The organism is Nonomuraea rubra (assembly GCF_014207985.1).
Classification (GTDB): domain Bacteria; phylum Actinomycetota; class Actinomycetes; order Streptosporangiales; family Streptosporangiaceae; genus Nonomuraea; species Nonomuraea rubra.
In genome coordinates, this window is record NZ_JACHMI010000001.1 from 4,906,920 (window position 1) to 4,925,008 (window position 18,089).

General features: G+C 73.0%; 18 protein-coding genes. 13 read left to right on the forward strand and 5 right to left on the reverse strand.

Translation table 11 applies throughout. The features are described 5' to 3' along the window. Window positions 1-103: 103 nt before the first annotated feature. Both HD593_RS22335 and HD593_RS22340 read left to right on the forward strand, forming a co-directional pair. Entirely contained in the window at window positions 104-2,173 is a 2,070-nt protein-coding gene (locus tag HD593_RS22335) for a SpoIIE family protein phosphatase (RefSeq protein WP_185104075.1), read from the forward strand. Between the two features lie 81 nt (window positions 2,174-2,254). Further along, complete coding sequence (locus HD593_RS22340; protein WP_221524884.1) at window positions 2,255-2,986, forward strand: carbonic anhydrase; 732 nt, start codon at window positions 2,255-2,257, stop codon at window positions 2,984-2,986. Between the two features lie 24 nt (window positions 2,987-3,010). On the opposite strand, the gene HD593_RS22345 is transcribed toward HD593_RS22340, so the two are convergent. Beyond that, window positions 3,011-3,637 carry a TetR/AcrR family transcriptional regulator gene (locus HD593_RS22345; RefSeq protein WP_312903622.1) on the reverse strand — a complete coding sequence of 209 codons (627 nt, stop codon included), beginning with the start codon at window positions 3,635-3,637 and terminating at the stop codon, window positions 3,011-3,013. Window positions 3,638-3,801: 164 nt separating this feature from the next. Here HD593_RS22345 and HD593_RS22350 point away from each other — a divergent pair, with 164 nt between their 5' ends. The 3 genes from HD593_RS22350 to HD593_RS22360 all read left to right on the forward strand — a co-directional run bounded on the left by HD593_RS22350 (window position 3,802) and on the right by HD593_RS22360 (window position 6,275). Beyond that, window positions 3,802-5,307, forward strand: coding sequence for an alkaline phosphatase D family protein (locus HD593_RS22350; protein WP_185104077.1), 1,506 nt, complete (start codon window positions 3,802-3,804; stop codon window positions 5,305-5,307). Between the two features lie 158 nt (window positions 5,308-5,465). Further along, entirely contained in the window at window positions 5,466-5,753 is a 288-nt protein-coding gene (locus tag HD593_RS22355; RefSeq protein ID WP_185104078.1) for a DUF3040 domain-containing protein, read from the forward strand. A gap of 63 nt (window positions 5,754-5,816) precedes the next feature. Further along, window positions 5,817-6,275 carry an STAS domain-containing protein gene (locus HD593_RS22360; RefSeq protein WP_185104079.1) on the forward strand — a complete coding sequence of 153 codons (459 nt, stop codon included), beginning with the start codon at window positions 5,817-5,819 and terminating at the stop codon, window positions 6,273-6,275. A 7-nt stretch (window positions 6,276-6,282) separates the two neighbouring features. On the opposite strand, the gene HD593_RS22365 is transcribed toward HD593_RS22360, so the two are convergent. Then, window positions 6,283-6,663, reverse strand: coding sequence for an STAS domain-containing protein (locus HD593_RS22365; RefSeq protein WP_185104080.1), 381 nt, complete (start codon window positions 6,661-6,663; stop codon window positions 6,283-6,285). Window positions 6,664-7,023: 360 nt separating this feature from the next. Between HD593_RS22365 and HD593_RS22370 the strand changes: the two genes are divergently transcribed. The 5 genes from HD593_RS22370 (at window position 7,024) to HD593_RS22390 (ending at window position 11,230) form a co-directional block, all read left to right on the forward strand. After that, window positions 7,024-7,473 (forward strand): ATP-binding protein, encoded by a 450-nt coding sequence (locus HD593_RS22370; RefSeq protein WP_185104081.1) that lies wholly within the window; start codon window positions 7,024-7,026, stop codon window positions 7,471-7,473. Between the two features lie 140 nt (window positions 7,474-7,613). Beyond that, window positions 7,614-8,447, forward strand: a complete 834-nt coding sequence (locus HD593_RS22375) for an ABC transporter substrate-binding protein (RefSeq protein ID WP_221524885.1) — start codon at window positions 7,614-7,616, stop codon at window positions 8,445-8,447. Between the two features lie 51 nt (window positions 8,448-8,498). Then, entirely contained in the window at window positions 8,499-9,200 is a 702-nt protein-coding gene (locus HD593_RS22380; RefSeq protein ID WP_185104083.1) for an ABC transporter permease, read from the forward strand. 77 nt (window positions 9,201-9,277) lie between these two features. Next, window positions 9,278-10,315, forward strand: coding sequence for an ABC transporter ATP-binding protein (locus HD593_RS22385; RefSeq protein ID WP_185104084.1), 1,038 nt, complete (start codon window positions 9,278-9,280; stop codon window positions 10,313-10,315). Window positions 10,316-10,573: 258 nt separating this feature from the next. Further along, on the forward strand, window positions 10,574-11,230 hold the full coding sequence (locus HD593_RS22390) for a chemotaxis protein CheB (RefSeq protein WP_185104085.1): 657 nt from the start codon (window positions 10,574-10,576) through the stop codon (window positions 11,228-11,230). Window positions 11,231-11,298: 68 nt separating this feature from the next. On the opposite strand, the gene HD593_RS22395 is transcribed toward HD593_RS22390, so the two are convergent. Both HD593_RS22395 and HD593_RS22400 read right to left on the reverse strand, forming a co-directional pair. Then, window positions 11,299-12,294: a LacI family DNA-binding transcriptional regulator gene (locus HD593_RS22395; protein ID WP_312903624.1), complete on the reverse strand. Its 996-nt coding sequence runs from the start codon at window positions 12,292-12,294 to the stop codon at window positions 11,299-11,301. A 99-nt stretch (window positions 12,295-12,393) separates the two neighbouring features. Continuing rightward, window positions 12,394-13,290, reverse strand: a complete 897-nt coding sequence (locus HD593_RS22400; protein WP_185104087.1) for a sulfotransferase family protein — start codon at window positions 13,288-13,290, stop codon at window positions 12,394-12,396. A gap of 135 nt (window positions 13,291-13,425) precedes the next feature. Here HD593_RS22400 and HD593_RS22405 point away from each other — a divergent pair, with 135 nt between their 5' ends. After that, window positions 13,426-14,469 carry an excinuclease ABC subunit UvrC gene (locus HD593_RS22405; protein ID WP_185104088.1) on the forward strand — a complete coding sequence of 348 codons (1,044 nt, stop codon included), beginning with the start codon at window positions 13,426-13,428 and terminating at the stop codon, window positions 14,467-14,469. A gap of 41 nt (window positions 14,470-14,510) precedes the next feature. Here the strand turns inward: HD593_RS22405 and HD593_RS22410 are convergent, their stop codons facing one another. After that, complete coding sequence (locus HD593_RS22410; RefSeq protein ID WP_185104089.1) at window positions 14,511-15,833, reverse strand: serine/threonine-protein kinase; 1,323 nt, start codon at window positions 15,831-15,833, stop codon at window positions 14,511-14,513. 284 nt (window positions 15,834-16,117) lie between these two features. Here HD593_RS22410 and HD593_RS22415 point away from each other — a divergent pair, with 284 nt between their 5' ends. Then, complete coding sequence (locus HD593_RS22415; protein WP_185104090.1) at window positions 16,118-17,302, forward strand: extracellular catalytic domain type 1 short-chain-length polyhydroxyalkanoate depolymerase; 1,185 nt, start codon at window positions 16,118-16,120, stop codon at window positions 17,300-17,302. A gap of 39 nt (window positions 17,303-17,341) precedes the next feature. After that, window positions 17,342-18,070: a hypothetical protein gene (locus HD593_RS22420; protein WP_185104091.1), complete on the forward strand. Its 729-nt coding sequence runs from the start codon at window positions 17,342-17,344 to the stop codon at window positions 18,068-18,070. The last annotated feature ends 19 nt before the right edge of the window (window positions 18,071-18,089 follow it).

Sequence of the window (18,089 nt, forward strand, 5' to 3'; positions counted from 1 at the left end):
CGGCGGCCCGCTCTGGCCGTTCACCACCAGGAGCCCGCCGAGTTCGGGGCCCGCCGTCCGTGGGTAGGGCTGAGGGAGGTTGTGACCGTCGGGGGAGGTCACGATGGAGGTCGAAGACAGCGAGGGCGGTAACCTCTCGTTCGAGGTGCTGGACCCGGCGCCGGTGGGGATGGCGGTGACGCGGGGGCCGGATCACCGGCTGCTCTACAGCAACGCCGTGTACCGGTCGCAGGTCAGCGGCCCTCGGCGCGGGATGCCCGTCGAGGAGGCGTTCGCCACCTTCGTGCTGCCGCACTACCGCGCCAGCATGGACCACGTCTACACCACGGGCGAGCCCGTCATCAGGACCGCCCAGCAGGTGGGGGCGCTTCCCGGCGACCCGGCGCCGCCGGAGCGGTTCTTCACCTTCAGCCTGTCGCGGGTCGTCTTCGGCCCCGGCGAGCACGGCGTGCTCGTGATGCTGATAGACGTGACCGAGCAGACCGTCACCGAGCGCCGCGTGACGGCCGTCGCCGAGCAACGCCGCCGCATCCTGCGGCGCTACGAGAGCCTGGTGCGCCTGACCGCGGACATCTTCTGGGTGACCAGCAGGGACGGGTACGTGTCCGAGCCGAGCCCGAGCTGGGAGCGGATGACCGGACAGCGGTGGGCGGACTACCGCGGGCAACGCTGGCTGCGGACGGTCCACCCCGACGACCGCGCCGGCACGATCATGTCCTGGTCGCACGCGGTCGGCCAGGCCGTCGAGATGTGGGAGCACGTCTACCGGCTGCGCACCTGCGACGGCGGCTACCGCCACTTCCAGCTCCGCGCGGTGCCGATCTCCGAGAACGGCCAGGTGGTGGAGTGGGTGGGCACCTCCACCGACATCGAGCAGCAGTGGCAGGACCAGCGGCGCCAGCGCCTGCTCGACCGCGCCGCCAACGCCACCGCGCAGCTCCGGAGCCTGGAGGAGATGCTCGGCGCGCTGGCCGACGTGATCGTGCCGGAGCTGGCCGACGGCTGCGGCGTCTACCTCGTCACCGATCTGACCGACGAGCGGCACGGCGGCGCCCCGTTCGTCATCGAGCGGCTGGCCACCGCCGCGCGTCCGGGGCTGAAGCGGCTGCCTCCCTACAGCGAGGAGCAGCTGCCCGCGGGCAACGCCTTCGTGCAGGCCGTACGGCGCCGGCGGCCCCTGCTGATGACGTTCCCCGCCGGCTCGCCCCCGCCGCAGGCCGCCCCCGAGGGCACGCTGCCGTGGCTGAGGCTGAACGACGCCAACAGCGCCCTGATCCTCCCGGTCGTGGTCGACGGCGGGGTGCCCGCGGTGGTCTGCGCGGTGACGTGCGGCGACCGCCCGGCGATCGGCCGGGACGCCTTCACCTTGCTGAGCCGCATGTTCGATCACGCCCACGACGCCCTGAGCAGGGCCATCCGCTTCCAGCGCGCGCAGCAGATCGCGCTCGCCCTGCAGTACAGCCTGCTCGCCGAGCCGCCGTGCCTGCCCGATCTGCGGATCGTCGCCCGCTACCGGGCCAGCCCGTCCGCGGCGGAGGTCGGCGGCGACTGGTACGACTCCTTCGTCCTGCCCGACGGCGTCCCCGCGCTGGTGATCGGGGACGTGTCCGGCCACGACCTGAGCGCCGCCGTCGCGATGAGCCAGCTGCGGAACATGCTGCGCGCGCTGGCCATGGACCGCCGCGAACCGCCCGGCGAGATCCTGACCCGGTTGAACGTCGCGATGGAGTCGCTGTCGGGCGACGTCACCGCCACCTGCGTGTACGCGCGGGTGGAGGAGTGCGACGACGGCGGTCACCGGCTCTGGTACGCCTCGGCGGGGCACCCGCCGCCGCTGCTCGTCTCGCCCGAGGGCCGGGCCCGGTTCCTCGTGGAAGGCGTCAGCCCGTTGCTCGGCGTCCCCCAGGCCGGGCCGCGCGTCTCGCAGGCGGAGCCGCTGCCGCCGGGCAGCACCCTCCTGCTCTACACCGACGGTCTGGTCGAGCGGCCCGGCGAGCATCTCGACGAAGGCCTGGAACGGCTGCGCCGCCTGGCCGAGTCGGTCGCCGGCGAGCCGGTGGACAGGTTCTGCGACTCGGTGGTCAGCGGGCTGCCGACGAGCGGGCTGGACGACATCGCCGTGATCGCCCTCCGCGTGCCCGCGGAGCCTCCCTCCTTGTGCGCCCGTGACTGAACACATACCGTGTCTTCGTCAACACTCCGGGTAGCGAAGAATCGCGGTGAAGAGATGCGGCACCATGGCGGCGGCCCACGCGTGGCGGACGACTCGGAGCGGCGCACGCTGCTCACCGCCGCGGCGACCCTGACGGCGGCCTGCCTGGCCGGCTGCTCACCGGCCGATCCGGCGGCCTCGCCGCGCCCCGCGGAGCCGTCCTCCGCGGCCCCCCGGACGCCGGAGGCCGCCTACGAACGGCTGATGGCGGGCAACGGCCGCTGGGTGAGCAACGCGCTCCGGCACCCGGACCGCGACCCCACCCGCCGGCAACTGCTGGCCGCCGGCCAGCAACCCTACGGGGCGGTGCTGTCCTGCATCGACTCCCGGGTGCCGCCGGAGCTCGTGTTCGACACCGGCCTGGGCGATCTGTTCGTCATGCGCAGCGGCGGGGCGACCCTGGGGCCCGTGATCACCGGCTCCGTCGAGTACGGGCCGATGACCAGCGGAACCCCGTTGATCGTGGTGCTCGGCCACCAGCGGTGCGGCGCGGTCTCCGCCGCGTACCAGGCCCTGCGGGCCGACCGGCCGCTGCCGGGCAACCTTCAGGCGATCACGGAGGCCCTGCGCCCCGCATACGAGCAGGCGGCGGCGGAACGGCACGCCGACCCCGCCGACACGATGGCCAGAGCGCAGGTCAAGCTGACGGCGGATGCCCTGCGCGGCAACCAGGACCTCGCCCCGCTGGTGGCCAAGGGCACCCTGGCCGTGGTCGGCGCGTACTACTCCCTGGACACGGGCGAGGTCGAGACCCTGAACGGCGCACCCGTCTGATCGCCCTTCCGATCGCCCGTCTGATCACCCTTCTGATCGCCCGTAGAGCCCGGCGATCTCGTCGAGCAGCCGGTCACGTGCCACCTGCGCGGTGACGACGCCGGTCAGGACGTAGGCGGCCAGCCCCTCCGCCAGGGCCACCAGGGTCAGGGCCGTGCCGTCCGGCCGCACGCCGCCGCGGATGCGTCCGGCCTCCTGGTCCTTGCCGATGAGCTGCGCCATCTCGCGGTGGAACTCTGCGTACAGGGCGCGCAGCCGGGCCGCGATGCTCTCCTCGGCGAAGCCGAGGGCGTGAAAGGACTGGCGCACGCGCATGTGGGCTTCGGTGGCGGCGTCGTACGGGATGAGCTCGGTGAGCACGGTGGTGAGCACCAGGCGGGGATCGGCGGCGCCGAGGTCGGAGCCGGTCTTCTGCCGGATGCGTACGCTGGACAGCTCGTTGCCGCGCTCGAAGGCGGCCTCGATGAGCTGGTGCTTGGCGGGGAAGTAGTGCTGCACGCGGCCCGGTGAGATGCCGGCCCGGCCGGCGACGGTGGTCAGCGACACGGCGGCCAGGCCGCGCTCCGCGACGATGGCGAGCACGGCGTCGGCGATCTCGTTGCGGCGCTGCTCGTGGTGCACGCCCGGCCCGCGCGTACGTCTGCCTGTCACGTGGCCGCCTTCTCGATGTGCTCGCACTGGATTGGTTCGTCCAGTCTAGCGGGGGGCGCACGGGGAGGGGCTGACCATGGGGCCTGAAGTGCCCGGGTCTGTTCTTTCCCAGGGGCTGGCGTGTCCTCGTCCTGACAGAGGCCGGTCGCGGCGATCATGCTGCTGTGTTGAGCAGGAGATCATTCCTGGCGGCGGGGCTCTCCTCGGGCCTGCCGTCCCTGGTGCCGTCGGCGCCCTTCGGCGAGCCGTTCACCCTGGGCGTCGCCAGCGGCGACCCGGACCCGGGCGGGTTCGTGCTGTGGACCCGCCTGGCCCCGGTGCCGCTGGCGGAGGACGGGCTCGGCGGCATGCCGGAGGCGCCCGTGCCGGTGCACTGGCAGGTGTCCACCGACGCCGCGGGCAAGAACGTCGTCCGCCGCGGCACCCAGGAGGCGGTCAGGGAGTGGGCGCACACCGTCCACGTCGAGGTCGCGGGGCTGCGGCCGGGCAGGCCGTACTGGTACCGCTTCAAGGCGGGCGCGCACGTGTCGCCGACCGGGCGGGCGCTGACCACGCCCGCTCCGGGCACGATGGGGCGCCCGTTGCGCCTGGCCGTCTGCTCCTGCGCCAACTACCAGCACGGCTACTTCACGGCCTACGCCGCGATCGCGTCCGAGCGGCCCGATCTCGTACTCAACCTGGGTGACTACATCTACGAGCAGGGCAGCGACCAGGAGCTCACGCCGGCCGGCAACGTCCGCGACCACCAGGGCGCGGAGGCCGTGACCCTGGCGGACTACCGGCGCAGGCACGCCCTGTACAAGACCGACCCCGACCTGCGCGCCGCCCACGCCGCCGCGCCGTGGGTGGCGGTCCTGGACGACCACGAGGTGGTCAACAACTGGACCAGCCTCATCCCCGCCGAGCGCCGCCGCGTCGCCTTCCGCGCCTACTACGAGCACATGCCGCTACGGTCGCCGGCCCGCCCCGGCGGCACGGCCGTCCAGCTCTACCGGCGCCTGCGCTGGGGCGGCCTCGCCGCCCTGCACGTGCTCGACACCCGGCAGTACCGCGACCCGCACCTGTGCGGCGCCGGCTACCGCAGCTGCTCGCTCCCGGCGGGGCCGAGCCGCACGATGCTCGGCCTGGACCAGGAACAGTGGCTCCTGGACGGCCTGCGCAGGTCCGGGTCGCGCTGGGACCTCATCGGCCAGCAGGTCTTCTTCGGCCAGCGCGACCGGGACCCGGGCCTCGACCGGCTGGTCCGGCAGGACGCCTGGGACGGCTACACCGCCGCCCGCCTGCGCGTCACCGAGGGCTGGGTCCAGGCCAAGGCCCGCAACGTCGCCGTGCTCACCGGCGACGTGCACGCCCACTGGGCGGGGAACCTCGTCCTCGACTACGACGATCCGGCCTCCCGCCCTGTCGGCGCCGAATTCGCCGTCACCTCCATCACCAGCGGCGGCGACGGCCAGGACCTCGACCCGGCCGCGGACCCGCTGCTCGCGGCCAACCCGCACCTGAAGCTGCACCTCCGCCATCGCGGCTACCTCATGCTCCGGGTCACCCCGGCCGACCTGACCGCCGACTTCAAGATCCTCCGTTACGTCAGCAGGCCCGGCGCGCCGGCGGAGAAGGCGGCCACGCTCACGCTGCACGACCGGAGCAAGGGCCTGACCGGCGCCACCTGACAGGCCGCACGTGGCCGTCGCATCACAGGTTTGTTGCAGTGTGCAAGGTTTTCTTGGCACGCCCGATCCGGCTGGATGAAATGGACGCCTGCCGCACCACCGGCCCCGCATGACGTGACGGGGGCGGGTGGGCCGCGGGACGATCGGGGGCGTGGCACATGGGACTTTCGCGGGAGGAGCGCCGGGCGCTGAGGGAGCTGGAACGCCGCCTCGTCCGGGAGGAGCCCGAGCTCGACGCCATGCTCTCCGGCGCGCTGGACTCCGAGACGGAGCCGCTGCCGACCCTGACGGGGAACCGCTCGCTGCTGCAGGTCTGGTGCATGCTCGTGATGCTGACCTGCGCGGTGCTCATGATCGGCATCGTGCTGCTGATCTCGGGCGAGCGGAGCTGCACGGGCTTGCAGTCCAGCTCGTGCCAGCGGCCCGCGAGCACGCAGGAAGGGTAGCCGCGCCTCCGGACTGGCCTCACCGCCATACCTTGCTTACCCGGGCGCCCCTCAGGAAGAACGATGCCGGGCACGGGTAGCGCGGGGATGTTGTCGGATATCGCCGCCCGGGCCGGCGGGTGCGGGCGGGGCGGCGCGAGCGTGGGGACGGCCGGCGCCATGACGGACCTCTTCATCGACGTCCAGCACGTGCAGGGCTGTCACGTGGTGCGGCTGGACGGAGAGGTCGACCGTACGACGCAGCAGCCGCTGGCCGAGACCTTCACCGGGTTGCTCCAGGCGGGCACGCCGAAGATCGTGGTGGACGTGGCGGGGCTGACGTTCTGCGATTCCGGCGGGTTGTGGACGCTCATCAGCAGCCAGCGCCAGGCCGAGGAGCGTGGCGGGGGACTGCGGCTGATCGGTGTGCGGGGCACCCTGGCGCGGCTGCTGACCATCACCCAGCTCGTCCACCTGTTCCCGCCGTACCGCAGCCTGGCCGAGGCCACGACCTGGGCAGGCTCGGGTGGTGGTCCCAGGTGAACGCGGGTCAGCGCGGTGGGGCCGGTGCCGGATCGGGTCCCTGCGGATCGGCCGCGCCCCCTTCCGGGCGCAGCCGCCGCTCCGGGTCGAGCTGCCAGCTGAGCAGGGTCAGCAGCTCCAGAACGGTGGCCGGCGCGTTCATGAGGACCAGCGCGCGCGGCGGCGGCAGACCGGCGGCCGTCCGGACGACGAGCTGCAGGCCGGCGGCATCGATGAAGGTAAGCTCGGACAGATCAAGGTGGATGTCGGCCTTGCTCATGCGCACCGCCCAGGCCAGCGCGCGGGCCAGCAGAGGCCGGCTGGCACGGTCGATGTCGCCGCGCACGCGCAGGCCGAAGGGGTGCACCATGGGCAGCACGTCAGCAGCGCCGCCGGTTCTGTCGCTCATCGCACTCCACGCCACGAGGGGCTCTCTCAGGGCAGAGCCGAGCCATGCCCCATGTCCGGGCATGGCAGGACATGGGCGCACACAACGTACGAGGGCACCGCGAGAAGATCGCCGGAAGCTTGAGCGCCCGGCACGCCGCGCGAGCGCTCAGCGGCGGCACATCGGGCAAGGAGGAGAGCAGATGTCGGGCGATCGGCCTTTCTCGCCAGGCACCGGCCGGCACGCCGCGTCCGTCGCGGCCGAGCCGCCGGTGGGCACCATGGGTGTGCCCGGCTCTGTTCGCTTACTCGGTCGTCTCACCCTCTGCCCGCACTCGTACGCTTTACGCCACCCCCCTTCCGCCCCAGGGGTGAGGTAGCCATGCAAGCACCCTTCCGCCTGCACTGCCCCATCACCTACGACCTGGCGCTCATCCGGGACCTCATCAGGGTCTACGCCCGCCACACGAAACTGCCCGGCACCCGGGTGGACCATCTGGTGCTCGCGGTCAACGAGGCCGTCACCAACGTCCTCGACCACGGCGCGGGCGGCGGCACCGTGACCGCCTACACCAGCCCCACCAGCATCGTCGTGGAGATCTGCGACAGCGCGGGCCGGTTGCGCCCCGAACACCTCGCCACCGTCGAGCGCCTGCCCTCGCCCCCCGCCGACGCCGGGCAGCTGAGCCTGTGGCTGATCCACCGCCTGTGCGACGAGGTCAGCCTCGACCATCCTGACGGCCACAGCCGGCTCCGGCTGCGGCTGGACCTGCCCCTCAGCACGTACCTGCGGCCGTGGCGGGGCGACGGCTCCTCCGCGGCGGCGAGCTGATCCGCGCCTCTCTCCGACCGGCCAGGCCGGCTGCTCTGGCCGTCGTGCCCGCGTGACTCCTACACTTGCCTTGCTCTGTAGTAGCACAGATGGGGCCAGAACTGGTGAGAAGCAGGCTCTTGGTCGTTTGCGCGTGGGTCGTGACGGTGTTACTGGCCGGGTGCGGGAGCACCCCCTCGACCGGCGGGCCCGAGGCGAGCCCGCCGGCGGACAGGTCACTGATCCTCGCCACCACGACCAGCACCCAGGACAGCGGGCTGCTCGACGAGCTGCTCCCGGCCTTCACCCGCGACAGCGGCTGGCAGGTCAAGACCCTGGCGGTCGGCAGCGGGCAGGCCATCGAGCTGGGCCGGCGCGGGGAGGCCGACGTACTGCTGGTGCATTCCCCCGCGGCGGAGGAGAAGTTCGTGGCCGAGGGCAGCGCCGGACAGCGGCGGCTGGTGATGCACAACGACTTCGTGCTGCTCGGCCCGCCGGCCGATCCGGCCCGGATCAGGGGCGCGAAGAGCGCGGAGGCGATGAAGAGGATCGAGGCGGCGCGGGCGACGTTCGTCTCCCGGGGGGACGAGTCGGGAACCCACGCCAGGGAGCAGGACCTGTGGTCCGGCGCCGCGGTGGAACCGGGCGGAACGTGGTACCAGTCCACCGGGCAGGGCATGGGCGAGACGCTGCGGGTCGCCAGCGAGAAGGCCGCGTACACGTTGTCGGACCGGGCCACGTTCCTCACCCAGCGCGGCAGCCTGGAGCTGGAGGTGCTCGGCGAGGGCGACCCGGGGCTGCTGAACGTCTACCACGTCATCGAGCTGACCACGAAGGCAGGCGAGCGGGTGCGGGCCGACGGGGCGAGGGCGTTCGCCGACTGGATCGTCGCCCCGGCCGCGCAGCGGCTCATCGGCGAGTTCGGGCGGGCGAAGTACGGGCGGCCGCTGTTCACCCCGGACGCGGGCGCCGACGAGGCGGCACTGGGCCAGTGAGCCGGCCAGGGAGTGACGAGATGCCAGTGAGCCCGCCCGGGGAGTGACGAGATGGACGTGCTGTTCGACGGGCTGGCGGACGCGATCGGCCTGCTGGTCTCCGGCGACCAGGACAGCTGGTCGATCATGATGCTGACCTTGCGCGTGTCGCTGACCGCGACCGCGATCGCGCTGCTTGTGGGGCTGCCGCTGGGCGCGGCCCTGGCGCTGGCGCGCTTCCCCGGCCGGCGGGTCGTCCTGGCGGCGGCCAACACCGGGATGGGCATGCCGCCGGTCGTGGTCGGGCTGTTCGTCACCGTGCTGTTGTGGCGCAGCGGGCCGCTGGGCGGGCTCGGGCTGCTCTACACGCCGGCCGCCATGGTCGTCGCCCAGGCCGCGATCGCCACCCCGATCGTGGTCGCGCTGGTCACGGCCGCGCTGCAGCAGGTCGATCCCGACTTCCGGGTGCAGATGCAGGGTCTGGGAGCGACGGCGACCCGGGCGTTCGCGGCGCTGCTGAACGAGGCCAGGCTGCCGTTGCTGGCTGCGGCGATGGCGGCGTTCGGGGCGGTGGTGAGCGAGGTGGGGGCCGCGCAGATGGTGGGCGGCAACCTGGCCGGGCAGACCCGGGTGCTCACCACCGCGGCGGTTCTGGCTACCAGCCGGGGGCAGTTCTCGCTCGCCATCGCGTTCGGGCTGATCCTGCTGATGATCGCGTTCGGCGTGAACCTGGCGCTGACACTGCTGCAACAGCGACGGACCGTGCCACGGTGACCGGCCCGAACGCTGGGGCCGGGACGGATCGCGCGGCGGTCGGCCCGAGCGCAGGGACTGGGGCGCGGTGCGCCGGGATGGGCGGGATCGGTTGCCGGGACCTGCGCGTGCGGGCCGGTGGACGGGAGCTGCTCAGCGTGCCGGAGCTGCACGTCGCCTCGGGACGTACGCTGGCCGTGCTCGGTCCCAACGGCGCGGGCAAGTCCACCCTGCTGCGTGCGCTGGGCCTGCTCAGCAGCCACCGGGTCAGCGGGCAGATCCTGCTCGACGGCTGCCCCGCGACGCCGCCGCAGCTGCGCGAGGCGATCGCCGCCGTGCTGCAACGGCCGATCCTGCGCCGCGGCACGGTGGCCGACAACGTGATCAGCGGGCTGCGTTTCCGTGGCGTCGGCCGCCGCGAGGCCCGGGCCCGGGCGTGGCCGTGGATCGAGGCGCTCGGCCTGGCGGCCCTCGCCGATCGGGACGCCCGCAGCCTGTCCATCGGCGAGGCCCAGCGGGTCAGCATCACCCGCGCGCTCGCCGTCGGGCCCCGGGTGCTGCTGCTCGACGAGCCGTTCAGCGGGCTGGACGCCACGACCCGCGCCGACCTGCTCGCCGACCTGCGCGCCGCGCTGAGCGGGCAGCCCACCGCGACGCTCCTGGTCACCCACGACCGGCAGGAGGCCCTGGCCCTGGCCGAGGACACGGCGCTGCTGATCGGCGGCCGGATCCGCCGGCACGGCCCGACCGCCGAGGTGCTGGATCACCCGAGTGACGCCGGCACGGCCCGGCTGCTCGGCTACACCAACCTCCTGCCGCCGGCCCTCACCGGACGGCCCCACACCCTCGCCGCCCGCCCCGAGCACACCCAGCTCCTCCTCGCCCCGCCCGACCTCCCCGACGCCCGCGACATTGCGGGCGGTCCCGACCGCCGGGCCGGAGAGGTACCGGTGGTGACCGGGACCCTGCGCCGGGTCGTCGCGCTCGGCATCGCCACCCGTGCCGACGTCGACACCTCCGCCGGGCGGCTGACCTGCCTGCACCCCGGCGACGTGCTCGCCGGCGAGCTTCCCCCGCTCGGCAGCCACGTTCGCGTCAGGGTCCGGCACGCACGACCGTTGACCGCCGAGGACTGAACCACCGAGCGCACGCCCTGCGCGGCGCCGGCACCGGCGATCGTGAGCACGCACGCGGCACGCCCACCATCCGCACCAGCCGGGGGGCCACTCCCCGCAGGGAGCCGCGCGGCGGCCCGGACGAGCCGCCCGCCCTGCGCGGGGGCGGCCGCGTTCCGGGCGGGAGCCGCGTGGCGGCCCGCGCCGGGGTGGGTGGTTTCCCTCGCGGCGCGAGGCCCGGCGTTTCGGTGACGGTCGTCGCTGTGGTGAAGTGGTGAGGTGACCGGTTCAGACCACGGCCCGGCCGGTCCCCTCCCGGATCGGGGTGTCCAGGGCGGTGCGGGTGGGGGCGGCTTCGCCGTGTCCTTCCCGGTGGTGGCGCTGATCGCCTCGGCCGGCGGGGTGCACGCCCTGTCCCGGGTACTGGCGCGGCTGCCCGCCACCTTGCCCGCGGCCGTGCTGGTCGCCCTGCATCAGGACCCGGCGAACCCCCGCGGGCGGCTGCTGGCCATCCTGGCACGGCACGCCGAGCTGCCCGTGCGGCACGCCGCCGACCAAGAGGCACTGCGGCCCGGCCAGGCCCTGGTCATCCCGCCGGGATGGCACCTGCTGGTCACCTCCGAGGCCCGGATCGGGCTGATCGAGGTGGGCCCGCTCCCGCCCTCCCGTCCGTCGGCCGATCTGCTGCTGGCCACCCTGGCGGTCACCTGCGGCCCGCGCGCGCTGGCCGTCATCCTGACCGGGATGGGCCATGACGGCCAGGCCGGAGTACGCGCCGTCGGCCACTGCGGCGGCACCGTGCTCGCCCAGGACCAGGCCACCTCCAAGTTCTTCTCGATGCCCTCGGCCGCCATCGACACCCACCAGGTCAGCCAGGTCCTGGCCCTGGACGAGATCGCCGCCGCCATCGTCGCCCACGCCACGGCGGCGAACTGATCGTGCCGTTCGCGGAGCAACCTCAAGGCGGGCCGGCCGCCCACGTCGAGGCCGGGGTCCCGTACGGACTATGGAGCCGGCGGCGCGGCGGTGGAGGCGCGGACGATGAGGGTGGGGGTGACGGTGAAGCGCACGGGGGTCCGGCGGCCCTCGATCCGTTCGAGCAGGAGCTTGCCGGCGGCGCGGCCCATTTCGTGGCCGTCCTGGTCGATGCTGGTCAGGGCGATGTTGGGGAGGGCGGCCAGGTGGGTGTTGTCGTAGCCGGCGACGGAGAGGCCGCCGGGGACGGTCAGGCCGGCGTCGTGGGCGGCGGCCAGGGCACCGAGGGCGGCCTGGTCGGCGCCGGCGAAGATGGCGGTGGGGCGAGGGGTGCGGGCGAGGAGCTCGCGGGCGCCGTCGTAGCCGCCTTGTTCGTTGTAGTAGCTGGTGGCGATGGCGATGTGGCCGGCGAGGCCGTGTTCGCGCATGAGGCGCTGGTAGGTGGCGGCGCGGATGGTGTGCAGCAGGTCGGCGGGGCGGGCGAGGCTGTCGTCCTGGTGGGTGATGTGCGCGATGCGGCGGTGGCCGAGCTGGAGGAGGTGGGCGACGGCGAGTTCGGCGCCCGCCTCGTCGTCGGCGAGAACGGAGTCGTAGTGGGGGGAGCGTTCGTGCCGGGCGAGGACCACGAGCGGCTTGTCCTGGGCGATGTGTTCCAGGCGGTTCTTGGACGCGAGGGGCGCGACCATGATGAGGCCGTCGACCTGGCGGGAGAGCAGGGCGTCGACCGCCCGGTGTTCGACGGGGCGGGTGGCGCCGCCTTGGATCATGAAGGCCTGGTAGTCGGTGGTGTCCAGGTGGGTGGTCAGGCCGTCCAGGATGTCGGCGAAGAACGGGTTCCTGATGTGCGGGAGGACCAGGCCGATGGTGAAGGTGCGGCCGCGCATGCCCCGGGCCACCGCCTGGGGGCGGTAGCCGAGTTCGTCGATGGCCGTTCTGACCTTGTTCCTCATGGCCGGGCTGACGCCGTAGGCGTTGTTGATCACCTTGGACACCGCCGTGACGGAGACCTGCGCGTGGCTTGCCACGTCGGCGATCGTCACGCGTCGTCGGCCGGACGTGCCCATGCGACTCCGTTTCCCGAGGCGTGATCCGATTCTACGAAGCCCGGGCCCATCCCGCCTGGCTCAGGTGTAGCCCCAGGCGGTGGCGTACTTGGCGAGCCCGGGCGGCAGGCCGGCGGTGCCGTCGAAGGTGCGGGCGGCCTGGACCTGGCCGGACTTGATGTTGTCGCTGCGGTCACCCAGGTTCGGGACGAACTGGCCCTGGTAGTGCCTGCCGTAGTCGAGCATCCCCGGCTCCCACTCCACGCCCAGGAACGCGCAGACTTCGTGGGTGGCCCGCTCCGGGTCGGCGGTCAGGTCCTCGTACCGGAGGGTCAGGCCGTTCAGGGTGCGGCGGGCCTCCTCCAGGGGCTTGAAGTACTTCAGCGCGGTCGCCTCCAGGGCGTCCCGGGTGGTGGTGTTGTCCTTGCGGTTCTGCAGCGAGGAGATCACCCCCTCGGGGTGGCGCAGCAGGAAGACGAACTTGGCCTCCGGCCAGACGTAGTGCAGCCGCTTCCAGATGAAGACGTTGCCGGGCGTCTTGTCGGCGATGACGTCCTTGCCGCTGCGCAGCAGTTCCAGGTGCAGGATGCGGTCCCACACGACGTGCTCCAGCTCCACCCGGTCCAGCCCGAGCTCCTCCATGGACGTCTCGGAGTAGCCGGGGCTGAGCTCCACCCCGATGGTGCGCAGGTGCAGCTCGTGCGGTGCGCGGATCCGGGAATGGCTGTTGAGCAGCATGCGCAGCAGCGTCGAGCCGGAGCGTACGGAGGCGATCACGAAGACGGGCGAACGCACCAGGCGCGGCACGGTGGGGAAGGCGTAGTCGACGATCTGCGTGCGCTTCGGAGGGCGCCGGGCCTTGAGCCCGTCGGCGATCCCGCCGCCGGCCGTCTGCGAGGTGATGAGTTGCCGCGGTGGGCGAAGTGCCTCGCGCAGGAGTCGGGCCCTTCGCTTGAAACCAATTTGTACGACTCCCATGCGCGAATTTCTTGCCCTTTCACCCCCGTGCTTCCTTTTCCATAAATGCAGGTGGCAGGAACCACTGCGACATAATTGCACATCAGGGGATCGGCAGCGTATAAGAGTTAACTGGGAGTTTCCTGGGAGGATGGGATGCAGGTAGACGGCTTACCGATTCATGCCCGGGCGTCAGATGAATCCCAGGCCGTTCGCGCGGCGGCGCGGCTGCCCCGGGAGCCCGGCGTCTACCGGTTCCGCGACCGGCGCGGACACGTCCTCTACGTCGGGCGCGCCACCGACCTCCGGAGCCGCGTGCGGTCCTACTGGGGGGACCTGGGCGACCGCCCGCACCTGCGCGGCATGGTACGCAGGATCGCCCGCGTCGAGGCCGTGGCGTGCGGCTCGGTGCACGAGGCCGCCTGGCTGGAGCGGAACCTGCTGGAAGCCGCCATGCCCAGGTGGAACCGTACGCCGGGCGGCACGGAGTCGCCGATGTACATCGTGGTCGACCCGCGCCCGCGCACCGCCGGGCTGCGGACGAGCCACGCCGCCCGGTTCGACGGGCTCGTGGGCTTCGGGCCCTACCTCGGCTGGGCGCGGACCCGGCAGGCGGTCTCGGGGCTGCACCGGGCGTTCCCGCTGGCGTACACGCGTGAACGGCTCACCGGGAGCGAACGCGACCTGGCGGCCCGCCGCGGCGTCGGCCCGTCCTCCAGGGAACGGCTGGCCGCGGCCGTCATCGCCACCCTCGACGGGACGAACGCCGGAGCGGCACGCGAGGCACTGACCGTGGCGCGCGACCAGGCGGCGACGGCGCTCAACTTCGAGCTGGCCGGCCGGATCCAGGAGGAGCTGGCCGCGCTGGACTGGGTGACGAGCGTGCAGCGGGTCACCGTGGAGGGTGGCGGCGATCACGAGGTGTGCGGGTGGGCGGACGGGTTCGCGGTCACGTTCACCATCCGCGGCGGGCACCTGAACGGGTGGCGGCAGCGCGAGTGCGACCGACCGGCAGCCTGCGCATGCGATCGGTCGGCGGCCTGCGCGTGCGGCCGGTCGGCGGCCTGCGTGTGCGATCGGTCGGCGGCCTGCGTGTGCGGCCGGTCGGCGGCCGTTGCCGCGGGCGTGGTCACGCCGCCCGGATGGGCGGAGTTCGCCCGGCGCAACGCCGAGCTGGCGGCAGCGCTCGCCCGGGCCTGACCTGGGGGCTTTGCCTCACCGCCGGAGGTGCGTTCGCCTGATCATTTGTGCCCCTTGCCGCCGCCCTTGCCGGGTGAACGGAGCCTGTGGCCGTGTTCTGCGTTGCCGTTCTTTCCGGTGATCTTCTTCGCCTGGCCGGGTGGCAGGGAGTCCGGTGCGGCGGTGGGGGTGGGCCGATCGGCGCGGTGCCGGGTGGGCGGGGCGCCGCGCTTGATGGCCACGGGTTGCGCCTCCAGGATCGCGGTGCGCGTCGCGGGGGCGAATGTGGCTGATACGGCGGGTTTGTCGGCGGGAGGCGGTTCGGTGGCGCGCCCACCCGGCCAGGACGTGGCCGTCAGCACACTGGCGATCAGAACGCTCACCGCCGCGGCCGGCCGCGCGTACCCGCCCCAGCCCCGGCCGCGGCGGCCTTCCGGGAGAGAAGGGCCGGAGGGCGGGGACAGCGGTGGTGCCAGGGGCGTCGCGGGCGGGGGCGTCGAGGGCGGGGCCGTCGCGGTCGTCGGGGCATGCAGGGCGGGGCAGGCGGGCGGGGTGGTGATGCGGTGCAGGTGCCGGCGGGCGTCGTCGATACCGACGCGATCGGCAGGATCCTTGGCCAGCAGCCCGGTGAGGAGGGGCGCCAGCGGGCCGGCGTGCTCGAAGGGGGCGGGATCGGCGGTGAGGACGGCGCTGATCGTGCCCAGGGCGCTGCGCTGTTCGAACGGGCAGCGGCCCTCGACCGCCGTGTACAGCGTGACGCCCAGCGACCACAGATCGCTCTCCGGCCCGGCCGTCGCGCCGCGAGCACGTTCGGGAGCGATGTAGGCGGGCGTGCCGACCACGATGCCCGTCTGGGTGAGCCCCACGGCGACCGGCCGCTCCAGGTCGGTGGCCAGCCCGAAGTCGGTCAGGACGGCGTGCCGCCCGCCGGAGTCCAGGAGGATGTTGGCGGGCTTGACGTCCCGGTGCACGATTCCGGCGGAGTGCGCGGCCCGCAGCGCGTCCAGTACCTGGAGGCCGATCCCGGCCACGTCCGCGGGTGGCAGGGGCCCGCCTGCGGCCAGTACGTCGGCCAGCGTCGGGGCGCGTACCAGCTGCAGCACGATCCAGGGCCGTCCGTCGGCCACCACCACGTCGTAGACGGTGGCGATGTGCGGATGGGACAGCCGGGCGGCCAGGCGGGCCTCGCTCATCGTGCGGCCCAGCAGGCTCTCACGCTCGGGCTTCGGCCGCTCGTCCAGGGTGACCTCCTTGACGGCGACCGGACGATCGAGCAGCTCGTCGTGGCCGCGCCAGACCCTCCCCATGCCGCCCCGGCCGAGCTCGTTCTGCAGCCGGTAGCGGCCCGCCAGCACCCAGCCCGGACATCCCTCCGAAACGGACATGCGCGCGGGCTACCCGATCGTCGCCTTTCCATGCGCACCCCGTCCTGGAGCGCGTCCGTGAGCGCCGGGAACGGCAGCTCCCGGCGGGGCCGGCCGCGCGCGAGGGGACGAGCCTCATCCTGCAAGAGCGGCGGCCCCTGCAACGGCTCCTCACCTCGTGACGCCACCGGCCCATGGCCGGCCGGGCAAGAGTGTGGCTCGTCACCATGTCCCGAGCCCCTCCCGGCATCTAGCGTGCGCTGCAACACCCCCCGCGGAGTCGTGCCAGAAGCAAGGAGTCCGCCATGGCCACCACTCTCCTCAGCCGCACCCTCGCCCTCCTGCTGCTCGCCCTCCTGCCGTGGACGCCGGCGCGGGCGGCCTCGCTGTCCCAGGTCGCCTCGTTCGGGACGAACCCCGGCAACCTCACCATGTACGCCTACCGCCCCGACGGGCTGGCGAGCGGCCGGCCGCTGGTCGTCCTGCTGCACGGCTGCACCCAGAACGCCGCCGGCTACTTCGCCTCCTCCGGCTGGCGCAAGTACGCCGACCAGTGGGGCTTCGCCCTGGTGCTGGCGCAGACCGGCAGCGCGAACAACTCCGCCAGCTGCTTCAACTGGTTCCAGACCGGCGACACCACGCGGGGCCAGGGCGAGGCGGCCTCGATCCGCAACATGGTCGCCCACGCCGTGGCCGCCTTCGGCTCCGACCCCGCGCGCGTCCACGTCAGCGGGCTCTCGGCGGGCGGGGCCATGGCGGCGGTCATGCTGGCCACGTATCCGGACGTGTTCGCGGCCGGGTCGATCGGCGCGGGCCTGGCCTACCGGTGCGCCACCAGCCTGACCCAGGCGTCGAGCTGCCAGTACGGCCCCACCAGCCGGACCCCGCGGCAGTGGGGCGACCTGGTACGCGGCGCCCACCCCGGCCACGCGGGCCCGTACCCGCGGGTGGCGATCTGGCAGGGCCAGTCCGACTACACCGTCGTTCCCGCGAACGGCGACCAGCTGCGCGACCAGTGGACCGACGTGCGCGGCGTGTCCCAGACCCCGACGGCCACCCGCTCCCTCACCGGCGGCACCACCCTGACGGTGTACGGCGACGACGACGTGCGGCTGTACGAGATCGCCGGCATGGGCCACGGCCTGCCGGTGGACCCGGGCAGCGCGGCCGACCAGTGCGGCGCCACGGCCGCCTACTTCCTAGACACGATCTGCTCGGCCTACCACGACGCCCGCTTCTTCGGCCTGGACGGCGGCGCCCCGCCCACCCCCACGCCAACCCCGACCCCCACGGTGACTCCCACCGTGCCGGGCACCTGCGTGCGCGCCAGCAACTACGCCCACACCACCGCCGGACGTGCCCACCAGTCCAACGGCTACACCTACGCCAACGGCTCGAACGACCCGATGGGGCTGTGGAACACGTTCATCACCCACGGCCTGCGGCAGACCGGCCCGGACCACTGGGTGCTCGCCGACGGCGAGTGCTGAGACCTGGCACGCCGCCCGCACCCTCTAGTATTCCGCCTTATGATCATCCGTTTATCGGCCGGGGCGGCCCTGGGCCTGGCCCTGCTGTCCGCCCCCGCGCTCGCCGAGCCGGTCAAGGGCGCTCCCGAGCTGACCCACAACGCCCTCTACAAGGCGGCCAAGCTGCCCAAGGTCGCCTGCAAGCTGAACAAGGGCACGACCAGCGCCTCCACCAAGAAGTACATCACCACGCTCGTCGGCTGCCTGAACAAGGCATGGAAGCCGGCCATCAAGGGCTTCGTCCCGGTGAAGGTGGTGTTCAAGGACGCCGACGACCGGGAGTCGTGCTCCACCGGCATGGAGGTCGGCGGCTCCTTCTCCGAGATCTGCGCCACGCAGCTGCGCGTCCGCGTGGCCGGCGACTGGATCAAGGCCAAGAACGACGTCGCCGTGTTCACGTCCATCACCAGGACGTGGGGCGGCGTGGTGACCGGGCAGACCGGGATCGGCGAGGCGTGGTGGGCGCTGGAGAACGGCGCTTCCGAGCCGGTCATGAACGAGCAGAACCGCCGCTACTACCTGCAGATCGACTGCTTCGTGGGCGTGTCCGCCAAGAGCGTGGGACGTCAGGTCAAGGACTGGAAGCCCGTCGTCAAGGTGCCCGAGTTCTGGAAGAACAGGTTCCAGGGCAAGACCGCGAACCGGCTCTACTGGCTGGCACAGGGGTACAAGTCGGGCAAGCCGGGCGCCTGCAACACCTGGACCGCGAGCTCGTCCAAGGTCGCCTGAGCACGCCCGGTGCGGCACG

Excerpts from the sequence above, each read along its gene's own strand:
- HD593_RS22355 (WP_185104078.1), top strand. The coding sequence starts at position 5,466 with ATGGGACTTTCGCGGGAGGAGCGCCGGGCGCTGAGGGAGCTGGAACGC.
- HD593_RS22400 (WP_185104087.1), bottom strand. The coding sequence starts at position 13,290 with ATGGGAGTCGTACAAATTGGTTTCAAGCGAAGGGCCCGACTCCTGCGC.
- HD593_RS22365 (WP_185104080.1), bottom strand. The coding sequence starts at position 6,663 with ATGAGCGACAGAACCGGCGGCGCTGCTGACGTGCTGCCCATGGTGCAC.
- HD593_RS22335 (WP_185104075.1), top strand. The coding sequence starts at position 104 with ATGGAGGTCGAAGACAGCGAGGGCGGTAACCTCTCGTTCGAGGTGCTG.
- HD593_RS22385 (WP_185104084.1), top strand. The coding sequence starts at position 9,278 with ATGGGCGGGATCGGTTGCCGGGACCTGCGCGTGCGGGCCGGTGGACGG.
- HD593_RS22415 (WP_185104090.1), top strand. The coding sequence starts at position 16,118 with ATGGCCACCACTCTCCTCAGCCGCACCCTCGCCCTCCTGCTGCTCGCC.
- HD593_RS22420 (WP_185104091.1), top strand. The coding sequence starts at position 17,342 with ATGATCATCCGTTTATCGGCCGGGGCGGCCCTGGGCCTGGCCCTGCTG.
- HD593_RS22405 (WP_185104088.1), top strand. The coding sequence starts at position 13,426 with ATGCAGGTAGACGGCTTACCGATTCATGCCCGGGCGTCAGATGAATCC.
- HD593_RS22360 (WP_185104079.1), top strand. The coding sequence starts at position 5,817 with ATGCCGGGCACGGGTAGCGCGGGGATGTTGTCGGATATCGCCGCCCGG.
- HD593_RS22380 (WP_185104083.1), top strand. The coding sequence starts at position 8,499 with ATGGACGTGCTGTTCGACGGGCTGGCGGACGCGATCGGCCTGCTGGTC.
- HD593_RS22370 (WP_185104081.1), top strand. The coding sequence starts at position 7,024 with ATGCAAGCACCCTTCCGCCTGCACTGCCCCATCACCTACGACCTGGCG.
- HD593_RS22410 (WP_185104089.1), bottom strand. The coding sequence starts at position 15,833 with ATGTCCGTTTCGGAGGGATGTCCGGGCTGGGTGCTGGCGGGCCGCTAC.